Source organism: Paenibacillus sp. 79R4 (genome assembly GCF_013393165.1).
Lineage (GTDB): Bacteria > Bacillota > Bacilli > Paenibacillales > Paenibacillaceae > Fontibacillus.
On record NZ_QJOT01000002.1, the window covers coordinates 42510 to 55647 of the forward strand.

Below are 13138 nucleotides of genomic sequence, written 5' to 3' on the forward strand. Positions count from 1 at the left end.
CACAGGGTGAATGGATTTCGGAGAGGAGCGGCTAATGGACTATTCAGGTGATTTGGGACAAATTCTCGGAGTTACAATCAATGACGATAAGACAGTTGCCTATTTGCAGTTTCTGAAGAAGGAAGAGGAATTTAGCTGCACGGAAGATGCCCTGCTGCATTTTCTGCGCAGTGAAGGAATCAAATACGGTATACAACAAGATATTGTAAAGCGCTTTATTGTAAATCCGAAAGAGTATTATTATAGTAAAACCCCGATTGCAATCGGTTTAGAGTCGCAGCAAGGGGAGGATGGCAGGATCAAGCTTTCGGTGTCAGTGGAGGATGATCAGCGCGTAAAACCTGCTGAGTTGGAAGATGGGAAAGTGGACTATAAGGATGTAACACGCCTTAACAATGTGCGCAAAGGCCAAATTATCGCGGAATTGATTCCGCCGGTTCCTGGCAAGCAGGGGATGGCTGTGACGGGTGATTCGATCCCTTATCGCGAGGGAAAGGTGGCCAGATTCAAGGTTGGCAAGAACGTGGTGCTTAATCCGGAGCAGACAGCGATGTATGCTGCGATTGATGGTCTGGTGACGCAGACGGATAAAGGGAAAATTAATGTTTTTCCGGTTTATGAAGTGAACGGCGACGTTGATTATAGTACGGGAAATATCGATTTTGTAGGGACCGTTGTGATTCGTGGCAATGTGCTTACAGGTTTCAAGATAACGGCGTCCGGCGATATTCGTATTGTAGGCGGTGTCGAAGGGGCCGAGCTTTATGCGGATGGCTCCATAGAGGTCACCGGGGGCATTATTGGCTATAACAAGGGGATGATTAAGGCGGGGCATACTGTCAAAGGCTCTTTCATCCAGGATGCGAATGTTATTGCCGGTGAAGATGTAATTGCCACCCAGAGCATTATGCATTCCAATATCCGAGCTGGCAGAGATGTCATTTGCAGCGGTTCCAAGGGGCTTATTGTAGGAGGGGTCGTTCAGGCTGGCGAGCGAGTTGTGGCTCGTATCATTGGAAATCCGATGTCTACGACAACCTCGATCGAAGTCGGCGTTGTTCCCGAGCTTCGCAATGAGCTGCAAAATCTTAGACAGCAAATTAGAGATATTATGGTCAATCTGGATAAAACGGACAAGGCTCTCACTCTGTTGGATCAATTGGCTTCCATGGGCAAGCTGACCCCGGATAAAGTAGCGATGCGTTCCAAGCTGGGGCTTACCAAGAAATCAAACCTCGAAGAAATTAATGATATCAAGGAACGAATCCTGGATATTGAAAAGGCTTTAGAAGATACAGGAAAAGCCCGTGTAGATGTAATGAAAATGATATACGGCGGATCGAGAATCGTCATTGGACGTTATACGAAATATATAAAAGATCCGATCTCGCGAATGTCTTTCTACTATAGTGAAGGGGATATTACGATGTCACCTTATGTTTAGAGGAAGAGAGGCAATCCTATGGATTTGAAATCTATCGAATTGCAGATCGCAGTGCCGCGAACAAGTGAAGCAGGACGAGTTCAGCACGAAGGACAGCATAGACCTCAGATCGACCAGAGTTTGCTATCAACGCAAAATATGAAGGATAGCGATCTCCAGAGACAACGCAGTACTGAAGTAGATGAGGGTTCATCCAGCTCTCATGTGAAGCGGGATGACGAATCATCCCGAAAGCAGCAGCAGGGCAAATCATCCGGGGATCATCAGGATGAGAAAGAGAAAGAAAAACCGGCTGAGCATCCCTATAAAGGACATCACATCGATCTTTCTTTATAGAGGTAGTTCAAAAAGTCCACTTTGAACATGCGCTTATAGGATGTTCGTTTCGGATTAAATCATAGAGAAATACACAATATTGATACAGCAAAAAGGTGTGGATGACAGTGTCTTTTAGTGATCCGTGGGTTTATATCGTGCTCCTCGGATTGGCAGCGCTGGTCTATGCGCTGTTCATTCCCGAGCGGAAAGCGGCTGCCCAGGCGAAGGCTGGCGCAAATCATGAGTTGGAAGCAACTTTAGAACAATATATGGCTGACATTGAACAAGAGAATGGCGAACTCATTGATCTGGTATCGCAGATGAAGCAGGAGTTCGTCTCCAAGCAGTTGGCCCAGCAGGAGCAGATTGCAGAATTAAGGCAGCGGGTCCTTGAAGTAGAGCTTGCCGCTCGAGAACAGACCTTTGCAGTTAAGCCGATTTCTACTGCTGCTCCTGCTTTGGATCAGGCGGGACAGGATTCCGGTCAGAAGACCTCTAATGTGGTGGCTTTTGAAGTAACTCTTTCAGAGCTTAACGAAGCTGCCGTTCAAACTGCGGCTGCTCAGACAGTGGCCGAGGAGGCTGTGTTGGACTCGGCCGAGCCTATAGTTGAACCGCAGCAAGAGCCACAGGTTCCGGAATTAGTGCGTGATCGTTATCCGCAATTATTTGAATTGTATAGCAGTGGCAAATCTATCGATTCAATTACCAAGACTCTCGGCATCCCGCGCGGAGAAGTGCAGCTTATTTTGCAGCTGGCCAAAAGGGAGGAGTCCCAATGATTAAAAATCGCCATTTTATGATGGGACTTGGTGTCGGTTTGATCGTTGGAGCATTGCTTCTTCAGCTTATGTTGATCGGGCAGGAAGACAGCGGGAAGTTATGGACTAAGGAACAAGTTGAACAAGCTGCCGCACTGCTTAACTTGAAGGTCGTCGAACATGAGGATGAACTGCTCACTAAGGAAGAGTGGGAAGCCCAGTCGGAGCCAGCTGCAGGTTCGGGGGAGAACTCGAAGTCCGAGTCTATAGATAAGAAGGCGGACACCCCGGAGGATCCCAAAGCTCCAACGGTGCCTGATACACCTGCGACGGATAATGGCACAAAAGATACCGCCAAGACGACTTCGCCGGAAACCCCGAAGACAGACGCCCCTAAAGAACCCAGTAAGCCGGAAGCTACCGAGGTACAATATAAAATATCCTATGGAAACACGTTGACCAACGTAGCTGACGGGCTTCATAAGAAGGGCATTATTGCTAACAAAAATGAGTTTATTAAGCAAGCCAAGGCACGCAAAATCAACTCCAAGATTCGCACCGGTACGTATTCATTCCAGGTCGGCGAAGATTATGATTCAATCATCGACAAGATCATTGCCCCTAGATGAGGATTTCAAAAAATCCGCTTTGATTAGAAAGCCAATCAATTCGTTCAAAAATGAGCGACTGTGATATCATATTTCATCAGCTGCGATCAGAGTATAACCGCGGTTTGTCTGATCTATAGCGAAAGCTCCTGAACCTGCGGGGCTTTTTTGCATGGTTAGCACTTTTTCGCGAAAAGCAGTGACGATTTGTTGCATCCACATTTTACTTATGGTATATTAAATGACGGTGTTATAACGCACGCTGACTGATTTCGCGAAGGGTGCTCCTATATAGGCATCTGCACTAGGGAGTCTTGGCGGGAAATGACGTTTGCGGAGGAAGCATCAAAAAAACCAAACTTAGGAGGTGCGTGAAGATGGCAGTAATCTCCATGAAACAACTGCTTGAAGCAGGGGTGCACTTCGGACACCAAACACGTCGTTGGAATCCGAAAATGGACAAATATATCTTCACTGAAAGAAACGGAATTTACATTATTGACTTGCAAAAGACAGTCAAGAAAGTGGAAGAAGCTTATAACTTTGTTAAGAGCATCGCTGAAGAGAACGGAACGATCCTGTTCGTAGGTACTAAGAAGCAAGCTCAAGACTCTGTTAAAGAAGAAGCTGAACGCGCTGGTCAATTCTTCATCAACCAACGTTGGCTCGGCGGAACGCTGACAAACTTCCAAACGATTCAAAAACGGATCGACCGTTTGAAACTGCTGGAAACTTGGGAAGAAGACGGAACTTTCACTGTATTGCCTAAGAAGGAAGTTATCATCCTTCGCAAAGAGAAAGATCGTCTTGAGAAATTCCTCGGCGGTATCAAGAACATGAAGGGCTTGCCTAGCGCTTTGTTTATCATCGATCCTCGTAAAGAGCGTATCGCTGTTGCTGAAGCTCGCAAACTTGGTATTCCAATCGTAGGTATCGTTGATACAAACTGCGATCCGGATGAAATCGATTATGTGATTCCTGGTAACGACGATGCGATCCGCGCTGTTAAATTGCTTACTAGCAAAATGGCTGATGCTGTGATTGAAGCTAACCAAGGCGAACAAACTACAGCTTAATTCAGTCTTACAGTGAAATAATAAATTAAATCAAAAAAGGGTGGTTAGTAGGTGTTAAACCTCTCGCTACCCTTTTTTTAGAGGAAGCTAAACAATTTGCTTATTCGATATGGAGGGTAATAACAATGGCTGTTGATGCAAAATTGGTAAAAGAACTTCGCGAAAAGACTGGAGCAGGAATTCTGGACTCCAAAAAAGCTTTGGAAGAAGCTAATAATGATTTGAACAAAGCGATCGAATTGCTCCGCGAAAAAGGTTTGGCAGCTGCTGCTAACAAAGCGGGCCGTATTGCGACTGAAGGTGTTGTAGAATCCTACATCCACGCTGGCGGACGTATCGGTGTATTGGTAGAAATCAACTGCGAAACTGACTTCGTAGCTAAGACGGATCAATTTAAAGAATTCGCTCGTGACGTTGCAATGCACATCGCTGCAATGAGCCCACGTTATGTTCGTCGCGAAGAAGTGGCACAAGATGAAATCGAGAAGGAAAAGGAAATTTTGCGCGCTCAAGCCTTGAACGAAGGCAAGCCTGAGAAGATTGTTGAAAAAATGGTTGAAGGCCGCATCAACAAATACTACGAAGAGTTCTGCCTGCTTGAGCAAGCTTTCGTTAAAGATCCAGACAAGACGATCGCTAACCTCGTGAGCGAGAAGATCAGCACAATCGGTGAGAACATCTCGATCCGTCGTTTTGTTCGTTATGAGCTTGGTGAAGGTCTGGAGAAAAAAGTCGATAATTTCGTAGAAGAAGTTATGGCTCAAGTTAAGAACTAAGCGATAGAATATAATCGAATTACATCTATAGAAGTGGGAACACACCGTGTTCCTTCTTTTATAGATATAGAATTTATAAGTGATTCCAAAGGGGATATTCGTTTGCAAGAACGGCTAAATCTTTTGGCTTGACCTAAGCCCAGCGTGAGAACGCGTATATATCCTCTTTGCTGAGGCAAGAAGGGTATATACGATGCCTCATGAAGGATGATTGTGGAGGGTATGCATTTGAAACAGCCAGTTTATAAACGTATTGTCTTGAAAGTCAGCGGTGAGTCGCTTTCCGGTCAGAACGGATATGGTATTGATGCCGAGACGATCTCATCGATCGCTGAACAGGTGAAGGAAGTCGTCGAGCTTGGTGTGGAAGTAGCTATCGTATGTGGCGGCGGCAATATCTGGCGCGGAATCGCTGGAAGTGCCAAAGGCATCGACCGGGCGACAGCTGACTATATGGGGATGCTAGCGACGGTGATGAATTCCTTGGCTCTGCAGGACGCATTGGAGCAGATTGACGTGCCTACGCGGGTTCAAACTTCAATTGCGATGCAGCAAATCGCTGAGCCATATATTCGCCGTAGAGCGATCCGTCATTTGGAGAAGGGCCGTGTTGTTATTTTCGCAGCAGGTACCGGGAACCCGTTCTTCTCCACAGATACGACAGCAGCTCTCCGTGCCGCAGAGATTGAAGCTGAAGTCATCCTGATGGCTAAGAACAAGGTGGATGGAGTATACTCGGCAGATCCGTTTGTGGATCCGACAGCTGAGAAGTTTGAAGTCCTGACTTACCTTGAAGTACTTAACAAAAATCTGGGCGTTATGGATTCTACGGCTTCATCGCTTTGCATGGACAACAACATTCCGCTCATCGTGTTTGCTATTACAGAACAAGGTAATATTAAGCGCGTCGTCCTGGGCGAGAAGATCGGGACGATCGTCAAAGGGAGTGTAGATTAATGCCAGAAACGATTAAAAAGCATGCTGAAGAACGTATGGAGAAAGCGATTCAGGCGTTGAAAAGAGATCTTGCAACTCTTCGCGCAGGAAGAGCGACCCCGGCCTTGCTTGACCGTATTCAAGTAGAGTATTACGGATCGATGACTCCGCTTAATCAGTTGGCTAACATTAACACACCGGATTCGCGCACGTTAATGATTCAGCCTTGGGACAAATCGTCGCTGTCTGATATTGAGCGAGCGATTATGAAGTCGGATTTGGGTCTAACGCCGGCTAACGACGGTATGAACATTCGCTTGTCGATTCCGCCACTAACTGAAGAACGTCGGGTTGAATTGGTGAAGATGACGAAGAAATATGGAGAAGAATCCAAAGTCGCTATTCGTAACATTCGCCGTGATGCTAACGACGACATTAAAAAGCTGGAAAAAACGGACATTTCCGAGGATGAGTCTCGCAGACATCAAGATGATGTTCAGAAAATGACCGATAAATATATCGCGGAAGTGGATAAAGTGCTTGCAGCTAAAGAAAAAGAGATCATGGAAGTTTAAGAGACGAGAAGCGGCCCCTCCAAATACGGTGGGGTTTTGTCTCTTTTTCATCACCTACTGGAGGAAAAGAAATGATCAAGCTATTTCAATCCTGGTGGAAAAAAGGGGATAGACCCGCGTCGTCTGTAGATCCGTCAGCTGTGGATCTCTCAGATGGAAAAATTCCGAAGCACGTTGCAATCATTATGGATGGGAACGGGCGCTGGGCGCGTAGACGGGGAATGCCGCGTAATATGGGCCACCGTAGCGGGATGAAGGCTGTGAAGCGGGCAACGATTGCAGCCGATGAACTGGGCATTTCTGTATTGACGCTATACGCGTTCTCTACAGAGAATTGGAAGCGTCCTAAGGAGGAAGTAGACTACCTAATGGCTATTCCACAAGAGTTTCTCGCCTTGGAGCTGGATGAACTGATTCAGAAGAATGTGCAGATCCGCATGATGGGCTATACAAAGGAACTTCCGGAGCATACAATCGCTGCTATGAAAGAAGCGATGGAACGTACCAAGAATAATACAGGACTTATATTGAACTTTGCCTTGAACTATGGAAGCCGGCGCGAGATCACAGAGGGCGTTAGAGAACTCGCTCGCCGTGTTCAGATCGGTGAGATCTCTGCCGAAGAGATTACTGAAGAGATGATTCAATCCAAGCTCTTGTCTGCAGGCTTGCCAGAACCGGATTTGTTGATTCGGACGAGTGGAGAACTCAGGCTAAGCAATTTCATGCTCTGGCAGACCGCTTATAGTGAGCTATGGTTCACGGATCTATATTGGCCTGACTTTGGCCGGGAGCATCTATTCGCTGCGGTCGCAGAATATCAACGACGGACACGCCGATATGGCGGGTTATCCTAGTGAAGATGGATATTTAATGACTTGACCCCTGACTTCATTCAACCTTCTGGTTGCTGGAAAGCCAAGTCATTAAATCTTGATTGAAATGGAAGGTGCAGACCAATGAAACAACGATTGATCACAGGAATTGTGGCCGGAGGCTTTTTCCTTGGACTTTGCCTGCTCGGTGGAATCGGCTTCAATATATTAATTTTGCTCATGGCCTTGATAGGCTTCTATGAGTTTGTTCGAATGATTGGGCTGCCGGCTTTCGGTGCACCTGCTCTGCTCGGCTATTTGGGTGTGTTCTACGCGCTCTTCCCTTGGGAGGCGCTTGGATTGGAGATGCCTTGGAACCTGATGCGCGTCTTTGGCCTGCTGATGCTGTTGTTCCTAGTCGTTACTGTGATTACAAAAAATGAACTTCCTATTTCCACGGTCTCTTTGTTATTCCTTGGTATGGTATATATCGGCATTGGCTTCTCCTCGATCGTGGCAACGAGAAATACGCAGGATGGACAGGGGTTATTCTGGACCTTCCTGATGCTTATCTCGATCTGGAGCAGTGACGCAGGGGCATATTTTGTCGGACGCAGGTTAGGGAAAAATAAGCTCTGGCCAGCCATTAGCCCCAATAAAACGGTGGAAGGCGCGATAGGTGGAATTGTGTTGTCTGTCGTTGCTGCTGTAATCTTTGCGCTGGCTTCAGGCGGATTGCTGACCATCGGACGTGCTATTATCCTCGGGATTATTGCCGCTGTTGTCGGTCAGATGGGCGACTTGATTCAGTCGGCATATAAACGGGCCTATGGAATCAAGGATTCCGGCACGATCTTGCCGGGGCATGGGGGAATTCTTGATCGGTGTGATAGTTGGATTGCGGTATTCCCATTCATACATATCCTAATGCTGCTCCCCTATTAGAGGTAATTCAATAATTGACTTTGATCACGAAGGTTACGAAGAAGCGGACTCGGCATCGAATCTTGAATTCATCTAAGCTCTTCCGGTACTCACGTAGGTTTACCTACGCTCCGTTCCTCAGATCTTAGATTCATTTAACCTTCTCGGTGCTGGAAAGCCAAGGCATTAAATCTTGATTGGAAGAGGAAATTTAATGACTAGTTTTTGATCACGAAGGTTAGTCGAAGAAGCGGACTCGGCATCGAATCTTGAATTCATCTAAGCTCTTCCGGTACTCACGTAGGTTTACCTACGCTCCGTTCCTCAGATCTTAGATTCAATCAACCTTCTCGGTGCTGAAAAGCCAAGGCATTAAATCTTGATTGGAAGAGGAAATTTTATAACTGTCTTATCATCATGCAAGGGACGCAAGGAAGCAGAGTCGGCGTCGAATCTTGAAGATCCATTCATTACATGAGTGTGGTGAGGTGCTTTATGAAGAAAATTGCAATTATTGGCTCGACCGGATCGATCGGGACGCAGACGCTGGATGTTGTCCAGCAGCATCCTGAACAATTTGTCGTTGAGGGACTTGCTGCCGGAGCCAATATGGAGCTGTTCGTACAGCAAGTGAATCAATTTCGGCCGAAGAAGGCTTCTATTGCTACCAAGGAATTGGCGGATCAAGTCCGTCCGCTGCTGCCGGCCGGGGTAGAGCTTAGCTATGGGGAAGAGGGCTTGATCGAAGTTGCGGCAGGTACCGAAGCGGATACCGTACTCACCGCGATTGTCGGCAGTGCTGGTCTTCCGGCTACTTTGGCGGCTATTTCCGAGGGCAAAACCATCGCTCTGGCGAATAAAGAAACGCTGGTAACAGCCGGTCACCTGGTAATGGCTCTAGCCAAGGAGAAAGGCGTGTCCATCCTTCCAGTTGACAGTGAACATTCGGCGATCTTCCAATGTCTGAATGGTGAGCATATGGAGGATGTAGCCGGCATTACATTAACAGCGTCGGGCGGTTCCTTCCGCGATTATAGCCGGGAGCAGCTTGCGAATGTAACGGTTGAGGACGCCCTGAAGCATCCGAACTGGTCGATGGGCGCCAAGGTGACGATCGATTCAGCCACGATGGTCAACAAAGGATTGGAAGTGATTGAAGCCCACTGGTTGTTTGGGCTTGGATTTGAACAGATTGAGGTATTGCTCCATCCTGAGAGCATTGTCCACTCTTTCGTTGAGTATCGTGATGGCAGCATCATTGCTCAGCTTGGTGCACCGGATATGCGGGTTCCGATTCAGTACGCGCTTTCGTATCCACGGCGCTGGAATTCGGCGGCGCAGCGCCTTTCTTTGGCCAAGGCAGGCGAGCTCCAGTTTAGAGAGATGGATTTTGAACGTTTTCCTTGTTTAAGACTAGCTTTTGAATGTGGTAAAATAGGAGGTACCGCACCGACGGTGTTCAATGCAGCTAATGAAGTTGCGGTAGCTCGCTTCTTAAATAGAGAAATTTCATTCCTGAAGATTGAATATCTCATTGAGACCGTGCTTTCCAGACATGAAGCTCTGGCCGATCCAAGTCTTGAAGTAATCAAGGATGCTGACCAATGGGCGAGAGCGGTGGCTGAATCGTTGTAATTCCTCAAAGGGCCTGCTGTCGTCATCATGGAAAAGATTCATTCTTGTATTCTCTTGTGCCTGATCGGAGAATAATGATAATCTAGAAAGAACTTGGACGATCCGTGGCCAAAAGGAGGATGCTTTCGATTGGAACTACTGAAAATTATTTTTTTGACGGTGCTCATGTTTTTCGTCATTGTGGCGGTGCATGAATGGGGGCACTTTTACTTCGCAAAACGTGCTGGGATACTGGTACGGGAGTTCGCGATAGGATTTGGACCTAAATTGTTCGCTTATAAGCGAGGCGAGACGCAGTTTACTTTCCGTCTGCTTCCCTTTGGCGGATATGCCCGCATGGCCGGAGAAGATCCTGAGTTGATTGAGATTTCTAACGGGCAGACGATAGCGCTCCGCCTGGAGGAAGATAAAGTCGGCAAGATTTATTTGGATCGACTGGACAGTCGCAAGAATGTCATTCGCGGCGAGGTGCTGCAAATCGACCTGGTGGATGATCTGTCCGTACTGCTGGATGTAGATGGGGAGAGCGTAAGGTACTCGATTCATCCGCAGGCGATGCTTGTTGTCAAAGGCAAGGAGACACAGATTGCACCTAGGGATCGTCAATATGGCAGCAAAACAGTGCGACAAAGAGCATTATCGATTTTCGCCGGGCCCCTCATGAACTTCATTCTTGCCTTTGTGTTATTTGCGTTGTATACGCTAATGGCAGGGATTCCGCTTGATAAGCCAAGTCATCTGCAAGTTGGTGATGTCGTGAAAGGAATGCCTGCAGCGGAAGCCGGAGTTCTAGAGGGCGATATTATTGAGAAGATCAATGGTATGCCAGTTGGAACCGATGCGAACAAAATGATCGAGACGATTCAGGCTTCTAAAGATAAACCGATGGTATGGACGCTTAAGCGTGGAGAACAGGAAGTGAATATTACCGTTACTCCCCGGGCGACAGACAACGAGCAGGTGGGGAAGGTAGGCAGCTCGATTATCACTTTCTTCCCTATGCGCAGCGCCTCTGTGGGTGAGTCAATTACCAGAGCCGGAACGGATATGGTCGATACAACGAAGCTGATCTTCCAGGGGTTTAAGCAATTGATTAACAAATTCTCCATGGATGATCTTGGCGGGCCAGTAAGAACGTTTGAAGTAACAGGGCAGATTGCCAAGCAAGGGATTGTACAGCTCACAAGATGGACGGCCATCCTTAGCCTGTATCTGGGGATCTTTAATTTGCTGCCGATTCCGGCACTTGATGGCAGCAGGCTGATCTTCCTGGGCATCGAAGCCCTTCGCCGCAAGCCGGTGGATCCGAATCATGAAGGCTTGGTGCATTTTATCGGATTTGCCATGCTGTTCCTGCTAATGATTGCGGTAACCTATAACGATATATTACGATTGTTTGGATAATTATGAGGCTTTTACGGGAGGACAAGAGTTTTTATGGCTAACGAGGAGAAACAATTTGTAACGGAAATTACCCCGCAGGGAGAAGACTTCTCGCGCTGGTATATCGACGTCATTAAGAAAGCGGATTTGATGGACTATTCGCCAGTACGCGGCTGTATTGTGTTCAAGCCGGACGGCTACGAAATTTGGGAGCATATTCAGTCTGAGCTGGATCGCCGCTTCAAAGAGACGGGTCATCGCAACGCTTATTTCCCACTCTTTATTCCGGAGAGCTTCTTCCAGAAAGAGAAGGAGCATGTGGAGGGCTTCAACCCTGAGCTTCCTTGGGTGACTGAGGCGGCTGGCGAGAAGCTGGAAGAGCGCCTTGCGATCCGGCCTACCTCTGAGACGATGATTGGGCATATGTATGAGAAGTGGATTCAATCCTATCGCGATTTGCCGGTATTGATCAATCAATGGGCTAACGTCGTTCGCTGGGAGAAACGGACACTACCGTTCCTGCGCACAAGCGAATTCTTGTGGCAGGAAGGCCATACTGCTCATGAAAATGAACAGGAAGCTCGGGAAGAGACGATGCGGATGCTGGAAATCTACCGCGATTTTGTAGAGGGTTATCTGGCAATTCCGGTAATTACGGGTCAGAAGACACCGTCCGAGAAATTTGCCGGAGCTGTGGATACTTTTTCGATTGAAGCGATGATGAAGGATGGACGTGCCGTACAGGCGGGAACTTCGCATTATCTTGGTACCAACTTTGCATCTGCGTTTAATATCCAGTATTTGAACCGCGAGAATGAGCACGAATTTGTGCATACGACCTCCTGGGGCGTGAGCACCCGCTTGATCGGTTCCTTGATCATGGTGCACGGGGATGACCGTGGGCTGGCATTGCCGCCTAAAGTAGCTCCAAAGCAAGTTATGATCATTCCGATCGGACCGCCAAAGACGCGCGATATGGTGATTGCTCGCAGCGATGAATTGTTTGCCGAATTGAAGAAGGCGGGGATCCGCGTAGGAATGGATGACCGTGCTGATGTTCGTCCGGGCTGGAAGTTCAATGAATATGAAATGCGTGGTGTTCCTGTCCGCCTTGAGATTGGCCCTCGTGATATGGAGAATGGCGTATGTGTCCTCGTATCGCGTATTAGCGGCGAGAAGAAGGTTGTACAGCAAGACCGTCTTTTGGAAGAAGTTCAAGCGATGCTGGAGCAGGTTCATCAGGAAATGTACAACCGTGCCAAGGCATTCCGTGATGAGCATTTCTATTCCGTGGATACATTGGATGAGATGAAAGCCAGCATGGAAGAGAAGCGTGGCTTTACGCTTGCAGGCTGGTGTGGTTCTGAGGCTTGTGAACATCAAGTCAAAGAAGAGACCGGAGCAACTAGCCGGAATATTCCGTTTGAGCCGGAAGTTCAGAAGACGAAATGTCTCGTCTGTGGAGAAACGGCCAAGCATACTGTTGTTTTTGCCAGAGCCTATTAATTAGTCCTGCCGCAAGAACCGTGCAAGGGGAACTGGACTGTTGTCCAGAGAATATAACGATATTAAGGCTTTCGGCAGAAACGGCCATGACAGGTATTTGTTGCTACAAGCTCCTGTCGGCCAGATTTGCGGAGGCCTTAATTTTTGCACTGATATACATTTTTCGTCTAACGAAACTACAGAACGTTATTTCCTGAAAAATAAGGGGAGAAATTTATTAACGAAACCCCCAATCGTTATTTGGAGGAAATCCGCGGGTTGGCTCCGTAATTAGCTCAAATAGCGATAGCAAGTTTCGTTAGGAATTTGGAAACTCTTTTTTAGCGCAAATAACGATACTGTGTTTCGTTAGCGTTTAAGAAATGTTCAAAAAGCTCGCTT

General features: G+C 47.4%; 13 protein-coding genes. All 13 read left to right on the forward strand.

The genetic code is table 11. From position 1 onward, the window contains the following. Nucleotides 1-34: 34 nt before the first annotated feature. The 13 genes from DMN77_RS02195 (at nucleotide 35) to proS (ending at nucleotide 12757) form a co-directional block, all read left to right on the forward strand. On the forward strand, nucleotides 35-1444 hold the full coding sequence (locus DMN77_RS02195) for a FapA family protein (protein ID WP_068780734.1): 1410 nt from the start codon (nucleotides 35-37) through the stop codon (nucleotides 1442-1444). A gap of 18 nt (nucleotides 1445-1462) precedes the next feature. After that, complete coding sequence (locus tag DMN77_RS02200) at nucleotides 1463-1780, forward strand: hypothetical protein (RefSeq protein ID WP_068780735.1); 318 nt, start codon at nucleotides 1463-1465, stop codon at nucleotides 1778-1780. Between the two features lie 101 nt (nucleotides 1781-1881). Beyond that, the gene (locus DMN77_RS02205; RefSeq protein WP_179013329.1) at nucleotides 1882-2544 is read left to right on the forward strand and encodes a DUF6115 domain-containing protein; all 663 of its coding nucleotides are present in this window, start codon (nucleotides 1882-1884) and stop codon (nucleotides 2542-2544) included. Continuing rightward, nucleotides 2541-3152 carry a hypothetical protein gene (locus tag DMN77_RS02210; RefSeq protein ID WP_179013330.1) on the forward strand — a complete coding sequence of 204 codons (612 nt, stop codon included), beginning with the start codon at nucleotides 2541-2543 and terminating at the stop codon, nucleotides 3150-3152. The genes DMN77_RS02205 and DMN77_RS02210 overlap by 4 nt, the downstream gene beginning before the upstream one ends. A gap of 356 nt (nucleotides 3153-3508) precedes the next feature. Continuing rightward, the gene (rpsB, locus tag DMN77_RS02215) at nucleotides 3509-4207 is read left to right on the forward strand and encodes a 30S ribosomal protein S2 (protein WP_068780738.1); all 699 of its coding nucleotides are present in this window, start codon (nucleotides 3509-3511) and stop codon (nucleotides 4205-4207) included. A gap of 125 nt (nucleotides 4208-4332) precedes the next feature. Then, on the forward strand, nucleotides 4333-4983 hold the full coding sequence (tsf, locus tag DMN77_RS02220; protein WP_068780739.1) for a translation elongation factor Ts: 651 nt from the start codon (nucleotides 4333-4335) through the stop codon (nucleotides 4981-4983). A 228-nt stretch (nucleotides 4984-5211) separates the two neighbouring features. Then, a complete protein-coding gene (gene pyrH, locus DMN77_RS02225; RefSeq protein ID WP_068780740.1) occupies nucleotides 5212-5940 on the forward strand; it encodes a UMP kinase in 729 nt (242 codons plus the stop codon). Next, nucleotides 5940-6494, forward strand: coding sequence for a ribosome recycling factor (gene frr, locus DMN77_RS02230; protein WP_068780741.1), 555 nt, complete (start codon nucleotides 5940-5942; stop codon nucleotides 6492-6494). The genes pyrH and frr overlap by 1 nt, the downstream gene beginning before the upstream one ends. A gap of 71 nt (nucleotides 6495-6565) precedes the next feature. Further along, nucleotides 6566-7351: an undecaprenyl pyrophosphate synthase gene (locus DMN77_RS02235; protein ID WP_179013332.1), complete on the forward strand. Its 786-nt coding sequence runs from the start codon at nucleotides 6566-6568 to the stop codon at nucleotides 7349-7351. A gap of 102 nt (nucleotides 7352-7453) precedes the next feature. Then, complete coding sequence (locus DMN77_RS02240; protein ID WP_179013333.1) at nucleotides 7454-8254, forward strand: phosphatidate cytidylyltransferase; 801 nt, start codon at nucleotides 7454-7456, stop codon at nucleotides 8252-8254. 474 nt (nucleotides 8255-8728) lie between these two features. Next, a complete protein-coding gene (locus DMN77_RS02245) occupies nucleotides 8729-9868 on the forward strand; it encodes a 1-deoxy-D-xylulose-5-phosphate reductoisomerase (RefSeq protein ID WP_179013335.1) in 1140 nt (379 codons plus the stop codon). Nucleotides 9869-9997: 129 nt separating this feature from the next. Continuing rightward, nucleotides 9998-11272 (forward strand): RIP metalloprotease RseP, encoded by a 1275-nt coding sequence (gene rseP / locus DMN77_RS02250; protein ID WP_068780745.1) that lies wholly within the window; start codon nucleotides 9998-10000, stop codon nucleotides 11270-11272. Nucleotides 11273-11305: 33 nt separating this feature from the next. Further along, a complete protein-coding gene (gene proS / locus DMN77_RS02255; RefSeq protein WP_179013336.1) occupies nucleotides 11306-12757 on the forward strand; it encodes a proline--tRNA ligase in 1452 nt (483 codons plus the stop codon). Nucleotides 12758-13138 lie beyond the last annotated feature (381 nt).

What these genes read in the sequence shown, in the direction of transcription:
- DMN77_RS02235 (WP_179013332.1), top strand. Translation starts at nt 6,566, where the DNA reads ATGATCAAGCTATTTCAATCCTGGTGGAAAAAAGGGGATAGACCCGCG.
- DMN77_RS02200 (WP_068780735.1), top strand. Translation starts at nt 1,463, where the DNA reads ATGGATTTGAAATCTATCGAATTGCAGATCGCAGTGCCGCGAACAAGT.
- tsf (WP_068780739.1), top strand. Translation starts at nt 4,333, where the DNA reads ATGGCTGTTGATGCAAAATTGGTAAAAGAACTTCGCGAAAAGACTGGA.
- proS (WP_179013336.1), top strand. Translation starts at nt 11,306, where the DNA reads ATGGCTAACGAGGAGAAACAATTTGTAACGGAAATTACCCCGCAGGGA.
- DMN77_RS02245 (WP_179013335.1), top strand. Translation starts at nt 8,729, where the DNA reads ATGAAGAAAATTGCAATTATTGGCTCGACCGGATCGATCGGGACGCAG.
- DMN77_RS02210 (WP_179013330.1), top strand. Translation starts at nt 2,541, where the DNA reads ATGATTAAAAATCGCCATTTTATGATGGGACTTGGTGTCGGTTTGATC.
- DMN77_RS02205 (WP_179013329.1), top strand. Translation starts at nt 1,882, where the DNA reads ATGACAGTGTCTTTTAGTGATCCGTGGGTTTATATCGTGCTCCTCGGA.
- rpsB (WP_068780738.1), top strand. Translation starts at nt 3,509, where the DNA reads ATGGCAGTAATCTCCATGAAACAACTGCTTGAAGCAGGGGTGCACTTC.
- DMN77_RS02195 (WP_068780734.1), top strand. Translation starts at nt 35, where the DNA reads ATGGACTATTCAGGTGATTTGGGACAAATTCTCGGAGTTACAATCAAT.
- frr (WP_068780741.1), top strand. Translation starts at nt 5,940, where the DNA reads ATGCCAGAAACGATTAAAAAGCATGCTGAAGAACGTATGGAGAAAGCG.
- DMN77_RS02240 (WP_179013333.1), top strand. Translation starts at nt 7,454, where the DNA reads ATGAAACAACGATTGATCACAGGAATTGTGGCCGGAGGCTTTTTCCTT.